Source organism: Nocardia lasii (assembly GCF_042658545.1).
Classification (GTDB): domain Bacteria; phylum Actinomycetota; class Actinomycetes; order Mycobacteriales; family Mycobacteriaceae; genus Nocardia; species Nocardia lasii.
On sequence record NZ_JBHSQN010000002.1, the window covers coordinates 444,506 to 468,811 of the forward strand.

Genomic DNA, 24,306 nt, shown 5'->3' on the forward strand with positions numbered 1-24,306 from the left:
CTCGGGGTCGGCCATCTGGTCGCGGTGTTCCTCGACCCGACCTCGTCCCCCTTCTTCGTCCTCGGCGCCACGGTGGTCGATCACACACCGAAGTGGCTGAAGGACAACGCGATCCGCTGGTTCGGCACCAATGACAAACTCGCCCTGGCAATCACGATGGGCGTGGTCATGGTGGCGGCGGCCGCGCTGATCGGCCAGGTGGCTCGACGACGCCTCGGACCGGCGATAGGGCTGCTCGGCGCGCTCGGGCTCGTGGTGGCCGTGCTGGCCCTGCAACGCCCCACGGCCACCCCATTTTTCGCGGTACCGGCGGTGGTGGGAGCACTGGCGGGGATCGCCGCGCTGTGCGTGCTGTTCCTGGTTCCCACCGAGACCACCGCGCACGCGGGTCCGACCCGGCGTGGATTCCTGATCGCACTGACCGCGGTGGCCGCGGGCGCCGCGGCGGCGGGCGCGGCGGGCCGGTTCCTCGGCACCCGCCTGCGCGATATCGCCGCCGACCGGGCCGGATTCGTCCTGCCCCGGGTCGCCGCTCCCGCGCCGCCGGTCACCGCCGAGATGGACAAGGGGGTGGCGGGCCTGACCCGGTTCGTCACGCCCAACCCGGACTTCTATCGCATCGACACCGCGCTGCAACTCCCCCAACTCACCCGCGCCCAGTGGCGATTGCGCATCCACGGCATGGTCGAGCGCGAAATACGCCTGGACTTCGACGAATTGAGCAGCAGACGCGCCGTCGAATCCGTCATCACCCTCACCTGCGTGTCCAACGAGGTCGGCGGCGATCTCGTCGGCACCGCCCGCTGGACCGGCTACCGACTGGGCGAGCTGATCGCCGAGGCGGGCCCGTCCGCCGACGCCGACATGGTCCTCTCGCGCAGCATCGACGGCTTCACCGCCGGAACCCCGTTGGCCGCCGTCCGCGACACCCCCGACGCGCTGCTCGCCGTCGCCATGAACGGCGAGGCGCTGCCCGTCGCCCACGGGTATCCGGCCCGGCTGATCGTGCCCGGCCTCTACGGCTATGTCTCGGCCACCAAGTGGGTCATCGACCTGGAGATCACCCGCTTCGACCGCGCGCGGGCGTACTGGACCGACCGCGGCTGGGCACCGCGCGCGCCCATCAAGACCGCCTCGCGCATCGATGTCCCCGCCGCGTTCGCGACCCTGCCCGCCGGACCGGTGACCGTGGCCGGTGTGGCCTGGGCCCAGGGCCGTGGCGTCGAGGCGGTGGAGATCCAGGTCGACGACGGTCCGTGGCAGCCGACCACCCTGGCCGCGGCCTATTCCCTCGACACCTGGCGTCAGTGGACCTGGACCTGGGACGCCTCCCCCGGCAGCCACGCGCTGCGGGTGCGCGCGGTCGACGGCGCCGGCGACGTCCAGACCGACGCGCGCGCGACGCCGTTCCCCGACGGCGCCACCGGACGGCACTCCCGCGTCGTCACAGTGCGCTGACCCACCCCGTTCGCCGACGCAGCATCACGACCACCCCGCACAGCGTCAGGGTCGCGATCGTGCGCTTCCACAGCCGGATGACCGCGAGTTCGAACAGGATGCCGATGCGGTCCGCGCAGCTGGTGGCCTCGGCCACGGCCATCCGGTCGTGCACCGAGCCCGGATCGCTGACGATTTCGTCCAACCGCAGTCCGGCCATCGCCTGGTCCACGGTCAACGCGTGTTCGGGAAGCCAGCTGAGTCGCCAGTGCCCGTCGCCCCCGAGCGTCGCCCGCTCGGGCGTGCGATCGCTGCTGATAACGCTGTCTGATCGGAAGATCGCCACTGCTACCTCCTAGGCCAACGGCCTTCGACACCTTCCATGATCCCCGCAATCGAGCACAGGCAACAGGTAGCAAATACGGTGGACGTGGGTTACCATCGCGAAAATATCGCCTCGAACTGGCCTTTCATCGCAGAATTTGGCGAATTCCGCCTGGCTCAACGAACGAACAGCAACCCGGTGGCCACCGTCGCCGCCGGGGACGACCGCCCGAGGGACCCGACCTGTCGGTTGCGTGGACTCGGTCGTCGTGGGATGCTGCGCCACGATCGAGGAGAGCGAGGTGAGCGGCGGTGGATGGCTCGCGCGCGCCCCAGCTCACCCCCCGACGCAGCCTCGGCGCGGTGATGACGCGCTCGCCCTTCGGATCTCGCGGTCGACGACGCGGCCCCGCGGTGACCGGACCCACCGTCCCCACCGCGCGCGCGATCGTCGACTGCGCCGCCTATGTCGACGGCGCCCGCCTGCCCGGCCGGTTCACCCCGGAATCGGCGCTGGCCGAGATCCGTAGTCGCGGTACCGGTTTCGTGTGGATCGGGCTGTTCGAGCCCGACTCGCACCAGATGGGCGAGATCGCGGCGACCTTCGGCCTGCACGAACTCGCCGTCGAGGACGCCGTCACCGGCAGGCAGCGCCCGAAATACGAACGCTACGACGACACCCTGATCACCGTGATGCGGACCGTGGCCTATGTCGAACACGACCCGCACACCGTCAGCGAGATCGTGCAGACCGGCGAGATCATGGTCTTCCTCGGCACCGATTTCGTGGTCGCGGTCCGCCACGGCGAACACAACGAACTCACCGCCGTCCGCCACCGCCTCGAAGCCGAACCCGAACGCCTGGCACTGGGACCGGGCGTGGTCCTGCACGCCATCGCCGACCAGGTCGTCGACTCCTATCTCGAGGTGGCCCAGGCGGTCGAGTTCGATGTCGAGTCGATGGAAGAGGAACTGTTCAGCCCGGACACCACCATCCCGATCGACGCGATCTACCAGCTCAAACGCGAGATCGTGGAACTGCGCCGGGCCGTGCGACCACTGGCGGGCCCGCTGCAAACCCTCATCTCCCCGCGCACGCCGCTGCCCAAGGAGATCCGCCGCTACCTGCGCGATGTCGCCGACCACCACAGCGGCGTCGCCGAGCGCATCAACGACCTCGACGAAACCCTCACCACCCTGGTCGGCGCCGCCATGGCCAAGATCGCGGTGCAGCAGAACACCGATATGCGCAAGATCTCCGCCTACATCGCGGTGCTGGCCGTGCCGACCATGATCGCGGGCATCTACGGCATGAACTTCGATGTCATGCCGGAACTGCGCCACCCGTGGGGCTATCCGCTCACCGTGCTCGTCATGGCCTCGCTGTGCACGGGGCTGATCGTGGTGTTCCGCCGCGCCCGGTGGATGTGAGAGCTCAGGCGTCGAACGCGCCCAGGATGGCTTCCGCGGCGAGAGCGGGCGTGAGGGAGCCGTCGCGGACCGCCGATTCCACCTGTGCGCGAACATCTTTCACGCGCGGGTTGTCGGCCAGGCGACGCAGGATCTGATCGTGCACCATCGTCCAGGTCCAGTCGACCTGTTGGCGACGCCGCTTCTCGGCGAACTCGCCCGCGTCGGTGAGCACGCGCCGGTGTTCGAGCACGGTGTTCCAGAACTTGTCCAGACCCACGCCCTCGAGCCCACTCATGGTGAGCACTGGCGGTTTCCACAGCGCGTCGTGCGGGTGGATCAGCCGCAGCGCCCCGGCCAGTTCGCGGGCCGCGCCCTTGGCCTCGAGCTCGTGTTTGCCGTCGGCCTTGTTGACCGCGACCAGTTCGGCGAGTTCGAGGACGCCTTTCTTGATGCCCTGCAACTGATCTCCGGTCCGCGCCAGGGTCAGGAAGCAGAACACGTCGACCATGTTGGCCACCGTGACCTCGGACTGTCCGACGCCGACGGTCTCGACGAGGATCACGTCGTACCCGGCGGCCTCGAGCAGCACGATGGTCTCGCGGGTCGCCTTGGCCACCCCGCCGAGGGTGCCCGCGGTGGGCGAGGGCCGGATGAACGCGTCGGCTTCCAGCGACAGCCGCGCCATGCGGGTCTTGTCACCGAGGATCGACCCGCCGGTGCGCGTCGAGGACGGGTCGACGGCGAGCACCGCCACCCGATGCCCCTCGGCCAGCAGGTACATGCCGAGGGCGTCGATGAAGGTCGACTTGCCGACGCCGGGCACCCCGGTGATGCCGACCCGGTTCGAGACGACACCGCCCGGTTCCGCCGCGACCCGCAGCAGCAGCTGCTGGGCGAGTTCCCGGTGATCGGAGCGGGTGGATTCGACCAGGGTGATCGCGCGCGCGAGCGCGGACCGCTCACCGGCCCTGACCTGCGCGGCGAGCGCGTCGACATCGATCGGGCGGCGCACGCCCACGCTGGTGCGTCCGTCGTTGCGCGGCGCGCCGACACCGGCGGTGGTGCCGAGCCGGGGGTGCGCGTCGGCACCCCCGGCCGCAGCCGCGCTCATGCTGTTCCGATGCGGCATGCTCGGACGCCCTCCGTGTTCACGCGGGCCGCCGCAGCCGGGCGCTGACCGCTCATTCCGGTGTGCCGCCGCCGATCTCGTGCCCGAGCGCCGCGCCGAGCTTCTTCAGCAGGTCGATGGCCGCGTCGGCGATGACGGTGCCGGGCGGGAAGATCGCCGCCGCACCGGCTTCGTAGAGCTCGTCGAAGTCGCCGGGCGGGATGACGCCACCGACGATGACCATGATGTCCTCGCGGCCCACCTCGGCCAGTGCCCGGCGCAGCGCGGGCACCAGGGTGAGGTGTCCGGCGGCCAGCGAGGAGACGCCGACGATGTGCACGTCGTTGTCGGCGGCCTGGCGCGCGACCTCCTCGGGGGTCTGGAACAGCGGACCCACGTCGACGTCCATGCCGAGGTCGGCGAAGGCGGTCGCGATGACCTTCTGGCCGCGATCGTGCCCGTCCTGGCCCATTTTGGCGACCAGGATGCGCGGGCGACGGCCCTCCGCCTCGGCGAATTCCTCGACCAGGGCGATGGCCGCGCCGATGTTGGAGGCCTTGCCTGCTTCGTCACGGTACACACCGGACAGGGTACGGATTTCGGCCTGATGGCGGCCGTACACCTTCTCCAGCGCGTCGGAGATCTCCCCGACGGTGGCCTTGGCGCGGGCCGCGTCGATGGCGAGGGCGAGCAGGTTGTTGTCCATGCCGCCCTCGGAAGAGGCCGCGGCACGGGTCAATTCGGCCAGCGCGCGTTCGACCTGCGCCGAATCACGGTCGGCGCGAAGGCGTTCGAGCTTCTCGATCTGTTCGGCGCGCACGCGCGAGTTCTCGACCTTGAGGACCTCGACCTCGTGGTCCTCCTCCACCTGGTACTTGTTCACGCCGATCACCGGCTGCTGACCGGTGTCGATGCGCGCCTGCGTGCGGGCGGCGGCCTCTTCGATGCGCAGCTTCGGAATACCTTCCGAAATCGCCTGTGCCATCCCGCCGTGCGCTTCCACCTCGGCGATGTGGGCGCGAGCCCGCTCGGCGAGCTGGTGGGTGAGCCACTCCACGTAGTACGAGCCGCCCCACGGGTCGATCGGGCGGGTGGTGTTGGACTCCTGCTGGATCAGCAGCTGGGTGTTGCGGGCGATGCGCGCGGAGAAGTCCGTGGGCAGCGCCAGCGCCTCGTCGAGGGCGTTGGTGTGCAGCGACTGGGTGTGGCCCTGGGTCGCGGCCATCGCCTCGATGCAGGTGCGCGCCACATTGTTGTAGGCGTCCTGCGCGGTCAGCGACCAGCCCGAGGTCTGCGAATGGGTGCGCAGCGACAGCGATTTCGCGCTCGTGGGCTCGAAGGTCGAGACCAGCTCGCTCCACAGCAGCCTGCCCGCGCGCAGCTTGGCGACCTCCATGAAGAAGTTCATGCCGATGGCCCAGAAGAACGACAGGCGCGGCGCGAACTTGTCGACATCCATGCCCGCCGCGATGCCCGCGCGGATGTACTCGACACCGTCGGCCAGCGTGTAGGCCAGCTCCAGATCGGCGGTCGCACCGGCCTCTTGGATGTGGTAGCCCGAGATCGAGATGGAGTTGAACTTCGGCATCTTCGCGCTGGTGAAGGCGAAGATGTCGGAGATGATCCGCATCGAGGGCTTGGGCGGGTAGATGTAGGTGTTGCGGACCATGAACTCCTTCAGAATGTCGTTCTGAATGGTTCCGGCCAGCTGGTCGGGGGTCACGCCCTGCTCTTCGGCGGCCACCACGTAGAGCGCCAGGATCGGCAGCACCGCGCCGTTCATGGTCATCGACACCGACACCTGGTCCAGCGGGATCTGGTCGAAGAGCTGGCGCATGTCCAGGATGGAGTCGATCGCGACACCGGCCATGCCCACATCGCCCTGCACGCGCGGGTGATCGGAGTCGTAGCCCCGGTGGGTGGCCAGGTCGAAGGCGACCGAGAGGCCCTTCTGTCCGGCCTGCAGGTTGCGGCGGTAGAAGGCGTTGGAGTCCGCGGCGGTGGAGAAGCCCGCGTACTGGCGGATCGTCCACGGCTGGTTCACGTACATCGTCGGGTAGGGCCCACGCAGGAACGGCGCCACACCGGGCACCGTGTCGAGCGGATAGCCCTGGGCGACAACGGCATCGCGGTCGGCCTTGGTGAACACCGGCGGCACCTCGATGCCCTCGGGGGTCGACCAGACCAGCTGCTCGGGCGTGGTGTGGTTCGCGGTCGCGGCCTGCGCCACGAACTCGTTCACCTGCTCGGTGTCGACCTCGGCCGGCACCGGCGGGTGCTCGGTGAGCGGGACCTCGGCGAAACTGCCGATGCGGTGCTCGATATCGGACGTGGTCATCAGGCTCCCACCTTCTCCAGCAGCTGCGACAGGACCGCGACCGCGTCGATGCGCAGGCTCAGGTATCCGTCGGGACGCTGCGTTCCGCTGTACTGCGCGACCGACTTCTCCGGGCCCGCCAGCAGCACGGTGTCGATCCCGGCGGCGCGCAGCGCGTCGGTCGCGGCGCCCGCCTGCTCGCCGTAGCGCGCGTCCGCACCGCACAGGACCGCGATGCGGGCACCGGATTCGGTTGCGGCGGCGGCGATTCCGTCGACCGTGAGCGGTCCCGGGTTGACCGACTCGATGCCGCCGGAGGCGAGCACGTTCGCGGTGAAGATGGTGCGCGCGTTGTGCTCGGCCACCGGGCCCAGCGCCACGATCAGCGCCTTCGGGCGGGTGCCCTCGGCGGCGAGGTAGGCGTCGGAGCGGTCGCGCAGGGCCTCGAAGGCCGCGCCGTAGCGCGCGTTCGGGCCGGGCTCGCGGGCCTGCTCCGAGAGCGGCCGCTCGGCGAGGTTGGGGAATTCGTTGACCCCGGTGACGGCGGTGCGGCGGTGCGCCACATCGGCGGCGCGGGTCGCGGCGGTCTCCCCGATGCGCGCCGCGAGCAGACCGGCGTCGAGGGCGGCGAGGTAACCACCGGCGGCCTCGAGCTCCTGCATGAATTCCCATGCCTTGGCGGCGAGTTCGTCGGTCAGCGCCTCGACGTACCAGGAACCCGCGGCGGGGTCCTGCACGTGGCCGAGGCGCGATTCCTCGAGCAGCAGCAGCTGGGTGTTGCGGGCCAGCCGCTGGGAGAAGGTGGTCGACACGCCCAGTTCACCGGCGGGCAGGGCCGCGTCGAAGGGCAGCACCGTCACCGAGTCCGCGCCGCCGACGCCCGCGCCGAACGCGGCGAGGGTGGTGCGCAGCAGGTTCACCCACGGGTCGCGCTGGGTCATCATGGCGGCCGAGGTGATCGCGTGCTGCGGGGCCGCGCCGAACGCGGGCGCACCGCAGGCCTGGGCCACGCGCGCCCAGAGTCGCCGCGCGGCACGGAATTTCACGATGGTGGCGAACTGGTCGTCGGTGGCCGCGAAGCGGAACTCGAGCTGGCCGAACGCGTCGGCGATGTCGACGCCCGCGCCGGTCAGCAGCCGCAGATAGGCCAGGCCTGCCGCGACGGCGGCACCGAGTTCCTGCGCGTCGGCGGCGCCGGCGTTGTGGAAGGCGATGCCGTCGACGGTGATCGCGCGGACGGTCTCGGGCCGGGCGATCGCGCGCACGGCCAGGGCCACGGTCTGGGTCTGGTCGAGGTCATCGGCCCCGGTGAACGCGCTGGTGAGCGGAGCGGCGCCGAGGCCGACCCGGATCTGCTCGCGCTCGACGAGGGGGTACCCGTCGAGCAGCTCGAAGACCTGGTCGGCGGCGGCGGTGGTGTCCGCGCCCGCGACCAGCGTGAGCGGGGCCAGCTCGTAGAGCAGCCCGCGCAGCGCGACGCCGATGTCGTCGACAGCGACCCCGTAGGCGCCGACGCCGAGCGCGATCGCGCTGACGCCGTTCTCCAGGCCGGTCATGATCGTGCGATTGGTGGCCTCGGCGTCGGGCGCACCGGCGAACGCACCGACGAACCAGCCGCGCTGGGGGTCACGGGCGGCGTCGCCGCCGCGCACGAACGGGAAGGAACCGGGCAGCGGCTGCTCGGGGAGCTCGTCGCGGCGGGTGTAGAGGGGGGCGATGGTCAGCCCGTCGTAGGTGGTCTCGTCGAGCAGCCGCTCGGGCTCGGCGGGCAGCTCGCCCACCTCGACGCGGCGCGCCTTGGCCAGCACGCCCGCCACACCCTTGCGCCACGCGGCGTACTCGGGCACCGGATCCGGTGCGGGTCGCGCCCCGGACTCTGAACCATTCGGCATAGCTGCTGTTCCCTCTTCCCTTCGACGACCACACCCCGGCGTGTGAGTCGATCCGTGAAACCCCACAGTGGGAGCCCACGGCGAACCGGGATGTGTCCCGTTCGCTCCTGATGGTATCTGTGACACCACGTCCGCTCACTCCGGGACCGCGTCGGCTGATCGGGACCGGGTCCGCTCGTCGCCTACCCTTGTCCTGGTGTCCCGATTGATCCGCTCCCCGCGCCTGCTCCTGGCTCTGGCCGGGCTCGCCGCCGTGTTCGTGGCGGCGATGCTGGTGCCGTTGCCGGGTCCGCAGCAGATCCGTGACTGGGCGGGCGACGCCGGGCCCCTGCTGCCGCTGCTGTTCTTCCTCTTCTACGCCGTCGTCGCGATCGCGCCGGTGCCGCGCACCGTGCTGACCGTGACCAGCGGAATCCTGTTCGGCCCGATCCTCGGCTCGGTGCTCGCGCTGACCGCGACCGCGGTGAGCGCGACGGCGGCCCTGCTCGGGGTGCGCGCGGTGGGCCGCGACCGGGTGGCCAAGCACCTGACCCATCCGGCCGTGCGGGCGGTCGACGAGCGCCTGGCCCGGCGCGGCTGGTTGGCGGTGGCCGCCCTGCGGATGATCCCGGTCGCGCCGTTCTCGATCGTGAACTACTGCTGCGGGCTGTCGTCGGTGCGGGTGTGGCCGTATCTGGTTGCGACACTGGCGGGTTCGGCTCCCGGCACGATCGCGACGGTGGTGCTGGCCGGTTCGCTGGCCGGGGACAGCCATCCGGTCGCGATCACCGTCTCGGCGATCTGCCTGTCGATCGGGGTGATCGGACTGATCGTGGACCTGCGCCTGCCGGTGGACCGACCGGACCCCGCGCCGGTCCCCGAACCCGCGACCTCCTGACCGACGGCGCGCCTGCGCCCGACACCGCGCGCACCCTCGGATAATCCCGGGTCATGGCGATCACCATGGGACGCAGAACGGCACTGACCTGACGTGGGGCCACGGCTTCACGCCTACACCGAGGGCCGCTACCTCGTCAGCGACAGCTACGACGGCTTGCGCACCTGGTCGGCGCCGATCGAACTACCGGGTCTGTCGGGCGTGGTGCGCCACGGTACGGTGCTGACCGAGTTCGACTCACTCCTCTGAACGAAAACCCCCTTACTCCAGGGGCACGTGCCCTAGGTTGTGATTCATCACAATTGTGAAAGTGATCTTCTTCACACCCCTCAATTGTGACTAAGCAATATTTCAGAAAACTCTCAGAGTTATAGACTCGCGATAGCCCAGGGTTCGCCAGCTACATCCGGTGCGGGATCCAGAGCAACATCCGGTGGCGCGACCCGCGTCCACCGCATCCCTGACGCGCCGTTCTCGGCTTGCATCCTCGAGGTAACCCCAGCCATGGAATACACCCATCTGTCCGAGTTCCGTATCCGCGGCGGCGAGTTGACGATCTGGACCCCCGAACTCACCACGCCCGACGCCTGGCACGACGACGAACGCCCGCTGGCCAGCGTGCACGAGCAGTACCTCGGCTTCCTCGATCCGGCCGACACCCGACCCGGTCGCGGTCGCTGGATCGGCACCATTTTCGAGATGGACGCCCCGCTCGACCCCGCCGCCTGGGCCACCACCCTGCGGCTGTGGCACGACCGCCACGAGGGCTTCCGCACCACCGTGGCCCCCACCGGCGACGGCGGCTACCACCGCGTCACGACCGAGCCCGGCACCGTCGACGTGGTCGGCGCGGTCGTCGCCGACCTCACCGACGGCGAGCAGATCAACGAATTCCTCTGCGACACACTGGAACTGCGCCTGTCCGCGCTGGTGTGGCCGCACCTGCTGGTAGCCACCGTCGCGCACGAGACCGACGACTTCACCGTCCTGGTCGGCGCCGACCACTCGGTCCTGGACGCCTACTCCCAGGCCGTGCTCATCCTCGAGCTGCGCACCCTCTACACCGCGGTCACCACCGGCGGCGAGATCCGCGACTCGGCCACCTTCGGCAGCCCCGCCGACTACGCCGTGCGCGAGCGCGCCGCCGCCGAGGAGCTGACCCCCGACTCCCCCGCCGTGGGGGTGTGGCGCGAGTTCCTCGGTACGCCGGGCTCGCCCATGCCCCGTTTCGCCGCCGACCATGTCGCCGTACTCGACGGTGAGCACGCCCAGCCCAGCGTCTCGCGCACCCTGCTCGACATCGACCAGCTCGAACAGGTCGAGGCCGCGCTGAACGGGCTCAAGCACCGGCTCTCGGTGGCCGTGTTCGCCGCGCTGGCCGTGGCCTCGCGCGAGACCTTCGGCGAGAACCGGTTCCGCACCGTCATGCCGATCGCCACCCGCCCCGATCTCACCTGGCTCGAGTCGATGGGCTGGTTCGTCAATGTCGTCCCGGTCGACATCACCCTGCCCGCCGACGCGGACATGCCCGTCGCGCTCGACGCCACCCGCGCCTCGCTCAAGCGCGCCCACCTGTGCAACGACGCCTCCTGGGGGCGGTCGCTGGCGATGGTCGGCGCGATGGAGGGCCCCACCTACGGCGCCTCCTTCCTCGACATCCGCATGCTGCCCGACTACGAACTGGTCGCCGACCTGCGGGGGCGCACCCTGCGCGCGGTGTCGTACTCCACCGAGGAGGTGTACTTCTGGGTCGTGCGCGGCCCCGAGGGCCTCTACGTCTCCACCCGCCATCCCGCCGGACTGCCCGGCGAGGTGATGGAGCGGTTCCTGGCCGAGTTCGCCGCCGCCATGTACTCGGTGACCAGGGCGCCGGTGGCCGGTGCCGCGATCGCCGACCCGGCGGCGGCACTGAGCGCGGGCTGAGCATGCGCGCACTGCTGGCCTTCACCGGGAGTCGGGGCGACGCCCAACCCGGCATCCTGCTCGCCCGTGAGCTCCTCGCGCGCGGGCACTCGGTGACGCTCGCCCTGTCCCCCAATCTGGTCGAGTTCGCCACCGCCCACGGCGTGCCCGCCGTCGGGTTCGGTTGCGACAGCGCCGAATTGCTGGCGACCCAGCACAACGATCACCGTTTCCGCAGCGCGAGTCCGCGCGAGCGGATGCGCGCGGTGCTGGATCTGCAACGGCGCGGCGTGGCCGAGGCGGTGCGCGATCTGCTCGTGCTGGCGCCCGGCCACGACGTGCTGGTCACCGGGATGGCGGGCGAGGAGGCGGCCGAGAAGGCCGCCCGGCATGTCGGTCTGCCGTTGGCCGCGGTGCACTTCTTTCCCATCCGACCGAATCGGTCGGTGCCGGTGGTGCCGACCGCGTGGGGCGAACGGATCCCCGGCGCCCTCAACCGGCGGATCTGGGCGGGGCTGCGCTGGGCGCGCGACGCCGCGCTCGAGCGGCCCCTCGCGGAGTTCGGGATCGTCGAACACCCGCTGCCGGGCCGGGTGTCGATCCAGGCCTACGACGTCGACCTGTTCCCCGGTCTGTCCGCCGAGCTGCCGACCCGGCATCCGGTGACCGGGTTCGTGGTCGACACCACCGGATTCCTCAGCACCCCCACCGATCCGGCGCTCACCGCGTGGCTCGACGCCGGTTCGGCGCCGATCTACGTCGGTTTCGGGTCGATGGCGGTGAGCGATCCGGCCGGCCTGGTCGCGATGGTGCGCGAGGTCTGCGCCCGCCGCGGCCGCCGACTGCTGCTGGCCTCGGGCTGGGCGAGCATCGCACCGCAGTGGACCCCGGAGGCGGCGATCGTCAACCAGGTCGATCACGCCACGGTGTTCCCGCGCTGCGTGGCCGCCGTGCACCACGGCGGCGCCGGTACCACCGCGGCCGCGCTGAGAGCCGGTGTGCCGCAGGTGATCTGCGCGGTCCAGGCGGATCAGCCGTACTGGGGTCGCGCGCTGACCCGCCTCGGCCTGGCGAGCACCCTGCGCGCCACCGACCTCGGCATGGCCGAGCTCACCGCGCTGCTCGATCAGGTCGCGGACCCGACGCTGGTCTCACGCGCGGCCGCCTACGCCAACCGCTTCGCCGACACCGGCGTCGCGCGCGCCGTCGACGAGGTGGAGGCCCTCGCCTGTTCGACCCTTCCGATTCCTGTTCGCATCCACGCCGGGAGGCCGCAATGAGCACCGAAGTCGCCGTCCGCACCAGCGGACTGGGCAAGTCCTACGGTGATTTCACCGCCGTGGGCAGCGTCGATCTCAGCATCGAGGCCGGGTCGGTGTTCGCCATGCTCGGCCCCAACGGCGCGGGCAAGACCACCACCGTGCGCATGCTGGCCACCCTGCTGCGTCCCGACCGGGGCAACGCCGAGGTCTTCGGCTACGACGTCGTGCGCGACGCGACCGCGGTCCGCTCCATGATCGGGCTCACCGGCCAGTACGCCTCGGTCGACGAAACCCTCACCGCCGGTGAGAATCTGCGCCTGTTCGGCCGCCTGCTCGGACTGTCGCGGCGGGCGGCGGCCGCCAGGGCCGAGGAGCTGCTCGAGGAATTCGAGCTCGCCGCGGTCGCGCGCCGCAGCGTCAGCGCCTTCTCCGGCGGCATGCGACGGCGCCTGGACCTGGCCGCGACGCTGATCACGGTGCCGCCGTTGATCTTCCTCGACGAACCGACCACCGGCCTTGACCCGCACACCCGCGATCGCATGTGGGGCATCGTGCGCGGACTCGTCGCGCGCGGCGCCACCGTGCTGCTCACCACCCAGTACCTCGAGGAGGCCGACGCCCTGGCCGACCGGATCGCGGTGATCGACCGTGGCACCCTGGTCGCCGAGGGCACCCCGGCCGAGCTCAAATCCTCGATCGGCGAACAGGTTCTTCGCCTCGACATCCCCGACACCGCCGACCTGCGCCGGGCCGAGGCCCTGATCCAGGAGCTCACCGGCGAGGTCCCGGAGGGTTCCTCGACGGGCACGCTCACCGTCACCCTGCACGATGTCGCGCGCGGGGCCGATATCGTCGCCGCCTGCCGCGACGCGAAGATCACCCTGCGCGGCTTCGCCGTTGACCGCCCCGATCTCAACGAGGTGTTCCTCTCGCTCACCGGACACGCACGCACCGAGGAGGCGGCATGACCATGACCCTCACCGCCGACACCCCCACCCAGGTGGTGCGCAAGCCCCGGGTGACCCGGGTGAGTCCGCTTGCCGCGCTGCAGCATTCGCTGATGATGGCCTGGCGCGGGCTGCTCACCTTCCGGCACAGCCCGCAGCTGCTCTACGACGCCATCGCCCTGCCGATCGTGGGCCCGGTGCTGTTCGGCAGCATCTTCGGCACCGCCATCGCCGGCTCCATGAGCGCGTATCTGCCGATCATGATTCCCGGCGTGCTGGTCCAGATTGTGCTGACCTCCTCGGTCGCGACCGGGGTGCAGCTGTCCGAGGACATCCACTCGGGCGTCTTCGACCGTTTCGTCGCCATGCCGATCGCGCGCTCGGCCCCGGTGGCCGGGGCCCTGCTGGCCGGGGCCGTGCGCTACCTGATCGCCGCCACCACGGTCGTGATCGTGGGCCTGTGCATGGGCTACCGACCCGAGTACACCGGCGGTTTCATCGCCGGCGCGGTGCTGGTCGTGTTCGCCACCACCGCGATCAGCTGGCTGTTCGCGTTCATCGGCGCCACCATCGCCCGCCCGGCGGCCGTGCAGGGCATGTCCATGCTGGTGCTCACCTTCCTCGGGTTCGCCTCCAACGCCCTGGTGCCCGAGGAGGCCATGCCCACCTGGATGCGGTTCGTGTCCGACCTGAACCCGGTGTCGTATCTGGTCTCGGCGGTGCGCACCCTGGCGGCCGAGGGCACCGTCGGCGCCGACGCCTGGTGGTCGCTGGTCGCCTCGGTGGCCGTGGTGGCCGTGTTCGCCCCGCTGACCGTGCGCACGCTGCGCTCGCGCTGACGTGCTGTTCCCGACGAGGAGTTCTCGATGACCGTCACCTCCCCCGCCGTCACGGTGGGCACCGCGCCCGCGGGCCTCAACCGCATCACCGCCGACGACGACCTGTTCTTCAAACTGCACAGCCTCTACCCGAACGCCCTGGTCAACCAGCTGGCCTACCGGTTCGACACCGCGCTGGGCCGCGACCTGTTGCAGTCCTGGCACGCGCACCTGGCCACGGGTTTCATCGCCCGGCGCGTGCGCACCACCCGGTTCCCGATCGCCCGCGCGCACTGGGAGCCCGCCTCCGAGTCGCTGCCGTTGCGCTGGTCGGACACCCCGATCCCCGACCACGGCGTCCTTGACTGGTTCCGCGAGCAGGCCGCCGTCGAGTTCGACCCCGAACGCGGCCTGGTGTGGCAGCTGGCCGGGGCGCCGACCGAATCCGGTGGCACCGTGGTCACCCTGGTCGCCTCGCACGTCGCCTGCGACGGCGGCGGCATGATGCACGCGATCGTGGACTCCCTTGGTCGACTCAACCGCGGCGAGACCCCCGATCGCGCCACCAGCGCGGGCAGGCTCGTCGGGCCGGTGGCCGGCGCGGGCAGGCTCGCCGCCGATCTCGCCGATGCCCGCCACCAACTGCGCGCCGTCGCGCGGGGCGTGCGGGCGGCGCGGCGGGCCCGTGGCGTGAGCGAACCGGCGCGCAATCCGCGTCCGACCCAGCCGTGCCTGCCGCACGCCGAGACCTGGCAGCCCGCCGAGACCATCGTCCAGCTCGACCTCGCCGAATGGGACGCGGTCGCGGCCGCGCACGGCGGCACCACCAACGGTCTGCTCATCGGCCTCGCCGTCGGTGCGCTGGGTCGCAGCGGGCGGATCGCCGACGGGGCCGAGGTGCGGGTGGACATCCCGCATTCGATGCGCGAGGCCGACGACCCGCGCGCCAACGCCACCACCGGCCTGCCGATCAGCGTGCGCTACCGCGACGACGCGCGCGCCGATCTGGGCCGGGTGCGCGCCGACCTCAAGGCCGCCGGTCTCGCCTACCGCGATCCGGCCACCATCCCGCCGATCCAGCACCTGCAACCGGTGCAGATGCTGTTGCCGAAGGTGGTGCTGCACCGGTTCGCCCGCACCGCCAAGGCGCCGGAGTGCCTGTGCACCAACCTGGGTCGCACCGCGCAGAACATCGCGCGAATCGGCGAGCACCGGGCGCGCGATGTGATCATGCGCCCGGTGGTCAACGCGGGCCCGGTGGCGCTGTTCCGTCAGGTGGAGGTCGGGATCAATCTCGCCTTCTCCTGTGACGACCACACCGTGACCCTGGTGGTCACCGGTGGCGACCCCGACCGTTTCCCGACGCGCGACGCCCTGCGCGAGCTGTTGACGGCCGAGTTCGCCGCGTGGGGATTGACGCCACGATTCTGGTGACCGACCCCGCTACTCGCGCGCGACAAATTTCGCGCGCCGATTTCTGATCGCGAAACAAGTGCGCGCGGTCGCGCAGATATTCGACCGTGCGCACTTTCGTGAGGTCCCTCACTGCGCGAGCATTGCCGTTCGGGATCGCATCCCGACGGTACCCGCGAGCGCACCGATTGCCGACCGGTTCGGTCTCCCTGAAACCTACAGTCCCAGCAGGCAATTCGCGCGCGCTGAGCGAATAGCCGGACACACCGAACCACCTACGCCCGCACCCCGACCAACACCGTCGAGTGGGCTGGATCACGCACCACAGCAGTCGATTACAACCGGTATGGTTCGAATTCACCGGCGAGCCGATTTCGACCGGTCACCATTCTTCGAAGCATCCGGGAGTTCACGTGTCGCATTCGCGTTTCGAATCCATCGGGGCATATCTTCCGTCGACAATCCTGTCCACCGCCGAATTGATCTCCCGGTTGAAAACGCCCCCGTCTTTCGACCTCGAACGCATCACCGGCATCAAGGAACGGCGCGTGCGCGATACGCGACCGGAGACGACGGAGGATTCGTTCACCTTGGCGGTCGAGGCCGCACAGGACTGCCTGAGCCGATCGCGCTACGGCGCGGGCGATCTGGACGTGATCATCTCCTGTTCGATCACCCGCAGCAAGCAGGGCACCCGCATGTACATGGAGCCCTCGTTCGCGTCCGCGATCGCCGAGACGCTCGGTGCCGGGTCCGCGATCACCTTCGACGTGTCCAACGCGTGCGCCGGAATGCTCACCGGCACCTACATTCTCGACCGGATGATCCGTTCGGGGGTGGTGCGCAACGGCATGGTCGTCAGCGGTGAGGCGATCACGCCGATCGCCGAGACCGCGGTGCGTGAGATCTCGGAGAAGTACGACCTGCAGTTCGCCTCGCTCTCGGTCGGCGACTCCGGCTGCGCGGTCGTGCTCGACCAGGCCGTCGACGACGCCGACAAGATCCACTACATCGAATTGCTCACCGCCGCCGAGCATTCGCACCTGTGCCTTGGCATGCCCAGCGACAAGTCCGCCGGGGTGGCGCTCTACACCGACAACCGCAAGATGCACAACGAGGCCCGGTTCCTGCTGTGGCCCGACGCCCAGCGCGACTACCTCGACGCCCAGGGTCGCGAGTTCGCCGACGAGCGGTTCGACTACGTCATCCACCACCAGTTCGGCGCCGCCGCGGTGCCGTACATGAACGCGGTGGCCGCGCGCGAGTTCGGCGCCGAGATCCCGACCGACCTCAATGTGATCGAGAAGTACGGAAACACCTCCACGACATCGCATTTCCTCGTGCTGCACGATCAGCTCGCCGAACAGAACATCGAGGCCGGGGCCAAGCTGCTGATGGTGCCCGCCGCCTCCGGTGTCGTCGCGGGGTTCCTGTCCACCACCATCTCCTCCCTGAAGGTCTGAGGGTCATCGTGAGCATCCGCATCCGCGCCACCGCCGCCAGTACCACCACCGACACCCACAGCGTCGTCGCGCACAGCGGCCGCGCCGCCCGAGAGTGCTTGGCGCGGGCTGGGATTCGTCCCGACCAGGTCGGTGTGCTGATCAACACCGGCATCTTCCGTGACGCCAACACCGTCGAACCCGCCGTCTCGGCGCTGATCCAGAAGGAAGCGGGCATCGGCCTGGACTACGTCCGCGCCGATTCGCGCACCTTCTCCTTCGACCTGATGAACGGCGCGGTCGGCGTGCTCAACGCCGTGCAGGTGGCCGGGTCGGTCCTGACGACCGGGTCCACCGAGTTCGTGCTGATCGTCGCCGGCGACACCCACCCGTCGCTGACCCGCCCGACTGCCGACGCCACCTATCCCTACACCACCGCCGGTGCCGCCCTGCTGCTCGAAAACATCGACGGCCCCGAAGGTTTCGGCCCCGTCCACCTCGCGACGGCCCCCGGCACCCCGGCCGGTCAGGCCTACGTCGACACCGCCACCATGGGCACCGTCGGCCGCGCCACCATGACCGTCGAACGCGACGCCGATTTCGAGGACCGCGTCCTGGCCGTGGCCACCGACGTGGCCCGCGTCGCCCTGGTCGAGGCCGGCGAGGGCCGGGTCGCGCTGATCGCGTCCACCCCGAGCCCGTACTTCCCCAAGCGCCTGGCCGACGCGCTGGGTCTGGACCAGGACGCCGTGCGCACCCCCGATCTCACCGACGGCGACCCGCACACCGCCGCCCTGCCGCTGGCCTACGACCGCGCGATCGCGGCGGACTCCCTGGCCGAGTACACCCACGTGCTGTTCGTGGCCGCCGGCGCGGGCCCCTCGGCGGCGGCCGCGCTCTACCGGCTCCCGGTCGGACTCCCCGCGTGAGCACGGCGACCTACTGGCAGACCATCGACGTCTTCCGCGAGCTGGCCCGCGCGGACCCGCAGCGCGAGGCCGTGATCTACCCGGACGGCACCCGCGCCGACGGCCTGCCCGACTACCGCTCGGTCAGCTACCGCGACCTCGACCGCTGGTCCGACGCGATCGCCGAGGAGCTCATCGGCTCTGGCGTGCGCAGCGGCACCCGCACGATCGTGCTGGTGCTGCCGAGCCCGGAGCTGTACGCGATCCTGTTCGCGCTGTTGAAGATCGGTGCGGTCCCGGTGGTGATCGATCCCGGCATGGGGGTGCGCCGCATGGTGCACTGTCTGCGGGCGGTGCGGGCCGAGGCGTTCATCGGCATTCCGGCCGCGCACGCCGTGCGGGTGCTGTTCGCCCGCAGCTTCCGGCACGTGCGCACCACCCTCACGGTCGGTCGGCGCTGGTTCTGGCGCGGCCCCACCCTGGGTTCGGTGGGCCGCACCGCGACCCGCCCGCTGCCCGAGCGGGTGCCCGCCGAACCCGACGACGTGCTGATCATCGGGTTCACCACCGGCAGCACCGGCCCGGCCAAGGCGGTGGAGCTGACCCACGCCAATCTCGCCGCCATGGTCGAGCAGGTCCACGCCGCGCGCGGGCACACCGCCCCCGACACCTCGCTGGTCACGTTGCCGCTGGTCGGCGTGCTCGACCTGCTGCTGGGCGCGCGCTGTGTGCTGCCCCCGCTGATCCCGAGCAAGGTCGGCTCCACCGATCCCGCGCACGTGGTGGACGCGATCGAACGCTTCGGCGTGCGGACGCTGTTCGCCTCGCCCGCCGTGCTCATCCCGCTGCTCGAGCACCTGTGCGCGCACCCGGTCGAGCTGCCCACCCTCGGCAGCGTGTTCTCCGGTGGCGCGCCGGTGCCCGCCTGGTGTGTGGCCGGGCTGCGCGAGGTGCTGCGCCCCGACGCGCAGGTCTACGCCGGCTACGGCGCCACCGAGGCGCTGCCCATGTCGACCATCGAATCGCGGGAACTGCTCGACGGTCTGGTCGAGCGGGCGCATCGCGGCGAGGGCACCTGTATCGGTCGCCCGGCCGATCGGGTCGAGGTGCGGTTGCTGGGGATCACCGACGATCCGGTCGCGACCTGGGCCGAGGCCGAGGAACCGGCCGGGCCGGTGGGCGAGATCGTCGTCGCCGGACCCAATGTGAGCACCCGCTACTACTGGCCCGAACAGGCCAACGCCGCGAACAAGATCGCCGACGGTGACCGGATCTGGCACCGCACCGGCGACCTGGGCTGGGTCGACGAGCAGGGCCGAATCTGGTTCTGCGGGCGCAAGAGTCAGCGGGTGCGCACCGCGCGCGGGCCGATGTTCACCGTGCAGGTCGAGCAGGTCTTCAATGTGGTGGCCGGGGTGTCGCGGACCGCGCTGGTCGGGGTCGGGACGTTCGGCGCGCAACGGCCGGTGCTGTGCGTGGAGTTGGCGCCCAACGCCGACCCCGGCGCCACCCTGACCCGATTGCGCACGCGCGCGGTCGAATTCGACACCGTGGTGCCGATCACCGAGTTCCTGATCCATCCGGGCTTCCCGGTCGACATCCGCCACAACGCCAAGATCGGGCGCGAGGAACTGACCCGGTGGGCGGGCAAGCACGAGGACATCCGACGATGAAGATCCTGGTCACCGGCGCGTCCGGTTTCCTCGGTGGGGCGATCACGCGCGCGCTGGTCGCCGACGACGCCAACGAGGTCTCGATCCTGGTGCGCCCCACCAGCATTCTCGACGATCTCGGTCCGGCGGCGGAGCGGGTGCGCCTGGTCTACGGCGACCTGAGCTCCCCGGCCTCGCTGGCCCGCGCGACCAGCGGTGTCGACGTGGTGATCCACAGCGCCGCCCGGGTCGACGAGCGCGGCACCAGGGACCGGTTCTGGGTCGAGAACGTCCGGGCCACCGAACAGTTGCTCGATGCCGCACGGCGCGGTGGGGCGAGCCGGTTCGTGTTCATCTCCAGCCCGAGCGCGCTGATGGACCGTGACGGCGGCGACCAGCGCGAGGTCGACGAATCGCTGCCGTATCCGCGCCGCTACCTGAATCATTACTCCGAGACCAAGGCCGCCGCCGAACGGGCCGTCATCGCCGCCGACGCACCGGGTTTCACCACCGTCGCGCTACGTCCGCGCGCGATCTGGGGCGCGGGTGACCGGTCGGGTCCGATCGTGCGGCTGCTGGGTCGCACCGCCGAGGGCAAGCTGCCGGATCTGTGCTACGGGCGCGCGATCGAGGCGTCGCTGTGCCACGTGGACAATATCGTCCACGCCTGCCTGCTCGCGCTCAGCGCGACCGACATCGGCGGCAAGGCGTACTTCATCGCCGATGCCGAGAAGACCGATGTGTGGGGGTTTCTCGGCGACGTGGCCACCCGACTCGGTTACCAACCGCCCACCCGGCGCCCGAATCCGCGGGTGCTCGCGGCGGTGGTGAACGCCATCGAGACCGTGTGGCGGATTCCGGCGGTGGCCGACCGGTGGTCGCCGCCACTGTCGCGCTACGCGGTGGCTCTGATGACCCGCACCGCCACCTACGACACCGCTGCCGCCCGTCGCGACCTCGGGTACGCCCCCGTGGTCGACCGCGACACCGGACTCGCCGAATTCCTGGCCTGGCTCACCGACAACGGTGGCGTCGAAACCCTCACCCGAGACCTGCGGTAGTCACCGCCCCATCGACTCCTGCGAGGCAGATATGCACGGCAGCAACACTTTCCGACGCGCGATCACGACGACCGAGCGCATGTACTTCCCGATGCGGGAGCTGGCGCCGCCGTTCCTCATGCAGTTGGCGATCACCGGCGAGGGCGAGATCGACCCCGCCCGGTTGCGTCGGGCCGTCGCCGAGGCCGCCGAGGTCACCCCCGGCGCGCGGCTGGTCCGGCGCGACACCGAGTGGGTCGACAGCGGGGTGGCACCGGCCGTGCGCATCGCGGCCGGTCATCGACTGTTCGGGCCCGCGCTCGAGTCCGACCCGGTCCTCACCAGCCCGATCGGGCCCACCCCCGAGTCCACCGTGGAGGTGCTGCTGCTCACCGGTGCGCCGACCACGCTGATCTTCCGCGTCTTCCACGGCGTGATGGACGGCATGGGCATGGTGCTGTGGGCACGCAATGTGCTGCGAGTGCTGCGCGGGGAGGATCCGATCCCCCAGCTCGATCCGGTCGCCGACCAGGAACTCGTCGACCGCGTCGGCGCCCCCGGCACACCGACTCCACTCGTCCCGCGCTACCGCACCGCCGTCGGCCGGGGCAGGCAGCGGCGTCATGCTCCCCGACACCTGTTGCGCCACCGGATCATCGGCGCGGCGGGCCCTGGTGCGCTGGCTCGCGTGTGCGCGCTGCTCGCCGCCGAGATCCCCGGCCCCTCGCGCATCATGATGCCGGTGGATCTGCGCCGCCACGATCCCGCGCTGCACTCCACCGCCAATCTCGCGCTCCCGCTGTTCCTCGACATCACCCCGGGCAGCGACTGGTTGCGGGTCAAGGAGCAGATCAAGACCGGGCTGCGCGAGAACCGCGAACTCGACCAGCTCGCCAACACCCGCATCACCCTGGTCCCCGACGTGATCAATCGCGGCGTGCTGCACACCACGAACTGGCTCGGCGCGCGAGCCGGCCGAAACCTGGCCTCGGCCACCGTGTCCCACATGGGCGGCTTCACCACCGCCGAGCTCACCGTGCCCGGTTTCACGCCCACCGGATTGTTCGTGCTGCCCCAGCACAGTGTCGCCATGCCGCTGCTGATCGGGCTCACCGAGTTCGACGGGCACACCCACCTCACCGTGTCCGCGCGCAACGGTGTCGGCATCGAGGACCGACTCGAAGCGCTCCTGGACCGCATTGTCACCGTGCTGGAAAACGAACTGCCCGCACGGGATTCGGCGGCGCGGCGCCCATGACACGGCTGGTTCTCGCGCGTCCGCGCACCGTCCTCGCGGCGGTCGTGCTGTTCATCGGCCTGTGCGCCGCCTGCGGTGCCGGTGTCACCGAACGGCTCAGTGCCGGTGGATTTCTCGATCCCGGCAGCGAATCGGCGTTCGTGGACCGCGTGGTCACCGAACACCTCGGACCGCAGAGCCCCGACGTGATCGCCCTCTACACCGCCCCGGCGGGCACCACCATCGACCAGCTCGGACCACAGGTCAGGGCCGGAATCGAGCGGATCGACCCGGCCCTGCTGGCCCGGCCGGTGGACAGCTACTGGACCGGACCGTTCGCGAACTACCTGGTCTCGCCCGACCGTCGCCACGCCGTGGCGGTGGTGTTCACCGCCGGGGACGACACCGAGCGTCTGGCCGCCTACCCCGCCATCGCCGAGGCATTGCGCGTCGACGGCGTGCCGACCCGACTGTCGGGCTACAGCGCGCTCAACACCGAGATCATCGAGCGTTCCCAGCGCGATCTCATTGTCGCGGAATCCATTTCGCTGCCGCTGGCGCTGCTGGTCCTGGTGCTGGTGTTCGGCGGCATCGTGGCGGGGGCGATTCCGGTGGTCGTGGGCGTGCTCGCGGTCGGTGGGGCGCTGGGCGCGATCCGGTTGCTGGCCGAGTTCACCGAGGTCACCACGTTCGCGGTGAACATCGCCTCGCTGCTCGGACTCGGCATGGCCATCGACTACGGGCTGTTCCTGCTCAGCCGATTCCGCGAGGAATACACCGAGCGCGGCGACGTGCGTTCGGCCCTCGCCCGCACCTACGCGACCGCCGGACGCACCGTCGCGGCCTCGGCGCTGCTGCTGATCTGCGCTTTCGCCGGGACGCTGGTGTTCCCGCAGGCGGTGCTGCGCTCGCTCGGCATCGGCGCCATCGCGGCGGTCGCCCTCGCCGCCGCACTGTCGCTGACCGTGCTGCCCGCGCTGCTCGTGCTGTTCGGGGCCCGGATCGGGCGGGCGAGGTCGACCGGGCGCACGGAGCGGTTCTGGGGCCGGGTCGTCGGGGCGGTGCTGCGCCGACCGGGCGCCGTCACCGTGGCGGTCGGCGCGATCCTGCTCGTCCTGGCCGCCCCGCTGGCCGGAATCCGACTCGGCGAAGTCGACCACCGCGCCCTGCCCGCCGACAGCGAGATGCGTTCCACGGTCGAGGAATTGACCGCCGCGTTCCCCGCCGCGTCCAGCGGAGCGACGATCCTGCTGCGCGGCGCCGAGGCACCGAGTTCCAGCGCGGTCGCCGAGACGATCGCCGCGGTCCGCGCGCTGACCGGGGTCGATCAGGTGGTCCAGGTGGGCCGCGCCGACGACTTCGTCGTGCTGCGCGCCTTCCTGACCGCCGCCGACCGCAGCGAAGCGGCCACCGCCACCGTCGCCGCCCTGCGCGCCCTCGAACCACCCACCGGCACCTCGATCGCCGTCGGCGGGGACACCGCGGCGACCGCCGACAGTGTCGCCGCGACCCTGTCGCACCTGCCGTTCATGATCGCGATCATGGTGGCCGCCACCCTGGTGCTGCTCACCGTGGCGTTCCGGTCGATCGTGCTCCCGCTCAAAGCCGTGGTCATGGCCTTCTTCAGCCTGGCCGCCACCTTCGGCGTGGTGACCTGGATCTTCTGCGACGGCCATCTGGCCACCCTGCTCGGCATCAGTCCCGGACCGCTCCCGGCCGGCATGGCCGTGCTGATCATCGCCGTCGTCTTCGGCCTGTCCACCGACTACGAGGTCTTCCTGCTCTCCCGCATGGCCGAGGCCCACCGCGCGGGCGCCGACACCGCCACCGCCGTGCGCACCGGCACCGTGGCCACCGCCCGCGTCATCACCGCCGCCGCCCTGCTGCTCATCCTGGTCACCGGCGCCTTCGCCCTCTCGCCGCTGACCCCCATGCGCCTGCTCGGCCTCGGCATGATCATCGCCCTGATCCTCGACGCCACCCTGGTCCGCATGCTCCTGGTCCCCGCCCTGGTCCAACTCATGGGCCCGGCCAACTGGTGGCTACCCCGGCTACCCTGGACCCCGTGGGCATCATCGGCGAAATCTTCCCCAGCAAGAAGCTCGAAGACAGCGGCAGCGGCGACACCAACGCCCAACCCGAGGTCGTCCTAGACCTCGAATCCGGCGTCATCCGCGTCGCCCGCCCCCTGTCCCCACCCGAACCCCGCCCCGAACCCGACACCTCCGAATCCTGAACCCACCGTCCGCGTGACCGACATCCTGCGCCGTCAATCCGTCATCGGACCACCGAGCCCCTTGTCGGCCGACGCGCACCC

Annotated in this window: 19 protein-coding genes; 15 read left to right on the forward strand and 4 right to left on the reverse strand. The window is 70.7% G+C overall.

All coding sequences use genetic code 11. From position 1 onward, the window contains the following. Positions 1-1,458 (forward strand): molybdopterin-dependent oxidoreductase (locus ACFP3H_RS05880; protein ID WP_378600666.1); only part of this gene is annotated, 1,458 nt, incomplete at its 5' end. Here the strand turns inward: ACFP3H_RS05880 and ACFP3H_RS05885 are convergent. After that, a complete protein-coding gene (locus ACFP3H_RS05885) occupies positions 1,445-1,783 on the reverse strand; it encodes a hypothetical protein (RefSeq protein ID WP_378600668.1) in 339 nt (112 codons plus the stop codon). The two genes, ACFP3H_RS05880 and ACFP3H_RS05885, sit on opposite strands and share 14 nt — an antisense overlap. Positions 1,784-2,127: 344 nt before the next feature. On the opposite strand from ACFP3H_RS05885, the gene ACFP3H_RS05890 reads away from it, so the two are divergent. Beyond that, positions 2,128-3,192 carry a magnesium and cobalt transport protein CorA gene (locus ACFP3H_RS05890; RefSeq protein ID WP_378601609.1) on the forward strand — a complete coding sequence of 355 codons (1,065 nt, stop codon included), beginning with the start codon at positions 2,128-2,130 and terminating at the stop codon, positions 3,190-3,192. Positions 3,193-3,196: 4 nt separating this feature from the next. On the opposite strand, the gene meaB is transcribed toward ACFP3H_RS05890, so the two are convergent. From meaB to ACFP3H_RS05905, 3 genes are all read right to left on the reverse strand, one after another. Further along, a complete protein-coding gene (gene meaB, locus ACFP3H_RS05895) occupies positions 3,197-4,285 on the reverse strand; it encodes a methylmalonyl Co-A mutase-associated GTPase MeaB (protein ID WP_378600670.1) in 1,089 nt (362 codons plus the stop codon). A 70-nt stretch (positions 4,286-4,355) separates the two neighbouring features. Beyond that, positions 4,356-6,620, reverse strand: coding sequence for a methylmalonyl-CoA mutase (scpA, locus tag ACFP3H_RS05900; RefSeq protein ID WP_378600673.1), 2,265 nt, complete (start codon positions 6,618-6,620; stop codon positions 4,356-4,358). Further along, a complete protein-coding gene (locus tag ACFP3H_RS05905) occupies positions 6,620-8,491 on the reverse strand; it encodes a methylmalonyl-CoA mutase family protein (RefSeq protein ID WP_378600677.1) in 1,872 nt (623 codons plus the stop codon). The genes scpA and ACFP3H_RS05905 overlap by 1 nt, the downstream gene beginning before the upstream one ends. A gap of 196 nt (positions 8,492-8,687) precedes the next feature. Here ACFP3H_RS05905 and ACFP3H_RS05910 point away from each other — a divergent pair, with 196 nt between their 5' ends. The 13 genes from ACFP3H_RS05910 to ACFP3H_RS05970 all read left to right on the forward strand — a co-directional run bounded on the left by ACFP3H_RS05910 (position 8,688) and on the right by ACFP3H_RS05970 (position 24,142). Next, a complete protein-coding gene (locus tag ACFP3H_RS05910) occupies positions 8,688-9,368 on the forward strand; it encodes a TVP38/TMEM64 family protein (RefSeq protein ID WP_378600680.1) in 681 nt (226 codons plus the stop codon). A gap of 93 nt (positions 9,369-9,461) precedes the next feature. Beyond that, positions 9,462-9,617 carry a hypothetical protein gene (locus tag ACFP3H_RS05915; protein WP_378600682.1) on the forward strand — a complete coding sequence of 52 codons (156 nt, stop codon included), beginning with the start codon at positions 9,462-9,464 and terminating at the stop codon, positions 9,615-9,617. 255 nt (positions 9,618-9,872) lie between these two features. Further along, positions 9,873-11,291: a condensation domain-containing protein gene (locus tag ACFP3H_RS05920; RefSeq protein ID WP_378600684.1), complete on the forward strand. Its 1,419-nt coding sequence runs from the start codon at positions 9,873-9,875 to the stop codon at positions 11,289-11,291. Positions 11,292-11,293: 2 nt separating this feature from the next. Then, positions 11,294-12,550 carry a glycosyltransferase gene (locus ACFP3H_RS05925; protein ID WP_378600686.1) on the forward strand — a complete coding sequence of 419 codons (1,257 nt, stop codon included), beginning with the start codon at positions 11,294-11,296 and terminating at the stop codon, positions 12,548-12,550. Then, positions 12,547-13,500, forward strand: coding sequence for an ATP-binding cassette domain-containing protein (locus ACFP3H_RS05930; RefSeq protein ID WP_378600688.1), 954 nt, complete (start codon positions 12,547-12,549; stop codon positions 13,498-13,500). The genes ACFP3H_RS05925 and ACFP3H_RS05930 overlap by 4 nt, the downstream gene beginning before the upstream one ends. Next, complete coding sequence (locus ACFP3H_RS05935; RefSeq protein WP_378600689.1) at positions 13,497-14,318, forward strand: ABC transporter permease; 822 nt, start codon at positions 13,497-13,499, stop codon at positions 14,316-14,318. Before ACFP3H_RS05930 ends, ACFP3H_RS05935 begins: the two co-directional genes overlap by 4 nt. Positions 14,319-14,345: 27 nt before the next feature. After that, positions 14,346-15,731, forward strand: a complete 1,386-nt coding sequence (locus tag ACFP3H_RS05940) for a hypothetical protein (RefSeq protein ID WP_378600690.1) — start codon at positions 14,346-14,348, stop codon at positions 15,729-15,731. Between the two features lie 392 nt (positions 15,732-16,123). Further along, positions 16,124-17,173, forward strand: a complete 1,050-nt coding sequence (locus ACFP3H_RS05945; protein ID WP_378600692.1) for a 3-oxoacyl-ACP synthase III family protein — start codon at positions 16,124-16,126, stop codon at positions 17,171-17,173. Positions 17,174-17,181: 8 nt separating this feature from the next. Then, positions 17,182-18,081 (forward strand): hypothetical protein, encoded by a 900-nt coding sequence (locus ACFP3H_RS05950; protein ID WP_378600694.1) that lies wholly within the window; start codon positions 17,182-17,184, stop codon positions 18,079-18,081. After that, complete coding sequence (locus ACFP3H_RS05955; RefSeq protein ID WP_378600696.1) at positions 18,078-19,733, forward strand: fatty acid CoA ligase family protein; 1,656 nt, start codon at positions 18,078-18,080, stop codon at positions 19,731-19,733. Before ACFP3H_RS05950 ends, ACFP3H_RS05955 begins: the two co-directional genes overlap by 4 nt. Then, positions 19,730-20,773: an NAD-dependent epimerase/dehydratase family protein gene (locus ACFP3H_RS05960; protein WP_378600698.1), complete on the forward strand. Its 1,044-nt coding sequence runs from the start codon at positions 19,730-19,732 to the stop codon at positions 20,771-20,773. Before ACFP3H_RS05955 ends, ACFP3H_RS05960 begins: the two co-directional genes overlap by 4 nt. Before the next feature lie 31 nt (positions 20,774-20,804). After that, a complete protein-coding gene (locus tag ACFP3H_RS05965; protein WP_378600700.1) occupies positions 20,805-22,010 on the forward strand; it encodes a peptide synthetase in 1,206 nt (401 codons plus the stop codon). Beyond that, positions 22,007-24,142: an MMPL family transporter gene (locus tag ACFP3H_RS05970; protein ID WP_378600702.1), complete on the forward strand. Its 2,136-nt coding sequence runs from the start codon at positions 22,007-22,009 to the stop codon at positions 24,140-24,142. Before ACFP3H_RS05965 ends, ACFP3H_RS05970 begins: the two co-directional genes overlap by 4 nt. Positions 24,143-24,306 lie beyond the last annotated feature (164 nt).

Coding starts and splice junctions, on each gene's coding strand:
- ACFP3H_RS05970 (WP_378600702.1), top strand. CDS start 22,007: ATGACACGGCTGGTTCTCGCGCGTCCGCGCACCGTCCTCGCGGCGGTC.
- meaB (WP_378600670.1), bottom strand. CDS start 4,285: ATGAGCGCGGCTGCGGCCGGGGGTGCCGACGCGCACCCCCGGCTCGGC.
- ACFP3H_RS05960 (WP_378600698.1), top strand. CDS start 19,730: ATGAAGATCCTGGTCACCGGCGCGTCCGGTTTCCTCGGTGGGGCGATC.
- ACFP3H_RS05905 (WP_378600677.1), bottom strand. CDS start 8,491: ATGCCGAATGGTTCAGAGTCCGGGGCGCGACCCGCACCGGATCCGGTG.
- ACFP3H_RS05935 (WP_378600689.1), top strand. CDS start 13,497: ATGACCATGACCCTCACCGCCGACACCCCCACCCAGGTGGTGCGCAAG.
- ACFP3H_RS05920 (WP_378600684.1), top strand. CDS start 9,873: ATGGAATACACCCATCTGTCCGAGTTCCGTATCCGCGGCGGCGAGTTG.
- ACFP3H_RS05925 (WP_378600686.1), top strand. CDS start 11,294: ATGCGCGCACTGCTGGCCTTCACCGGGAGTCGGGGCGACGCCCAACCC.
- ACFP3H_RS05890 (WP_378601609.1), top strand. CDS start 2,128: ATGACGCGCTCGCCCTTCGGATCTCGCGGTCGACGACGCGGCCCCGCG.
- ACFP3H_RS05965 (WP_378600700.1), top strand. CDS start 20,805: ATGCACGGCAGCAACACTTTCCGACGCGCGATCACGACGACCGAGCGC.
- ACFP3H_RS05930 (WP_378600688.1), top strand. CDS start 12,547: ATGAGCACCGAAGTCGCCGTCCGCACCAGCGGACTGGGCAAGTCCTAC.
- ACFP3H_RS05940 (WP_378600690.1), top strand. CDS start 14,346: ATGACCGTCACCTCCCCCGCCGTCACGGTGGGCACCGCGCCCGCGGGC.
- scpA (WP_378600673.1), bottom strand. CDS start 6,620: ATGACCACGTCCGATATCGAGCACCGCATCGGCAGTTTCGCCGAGGTC.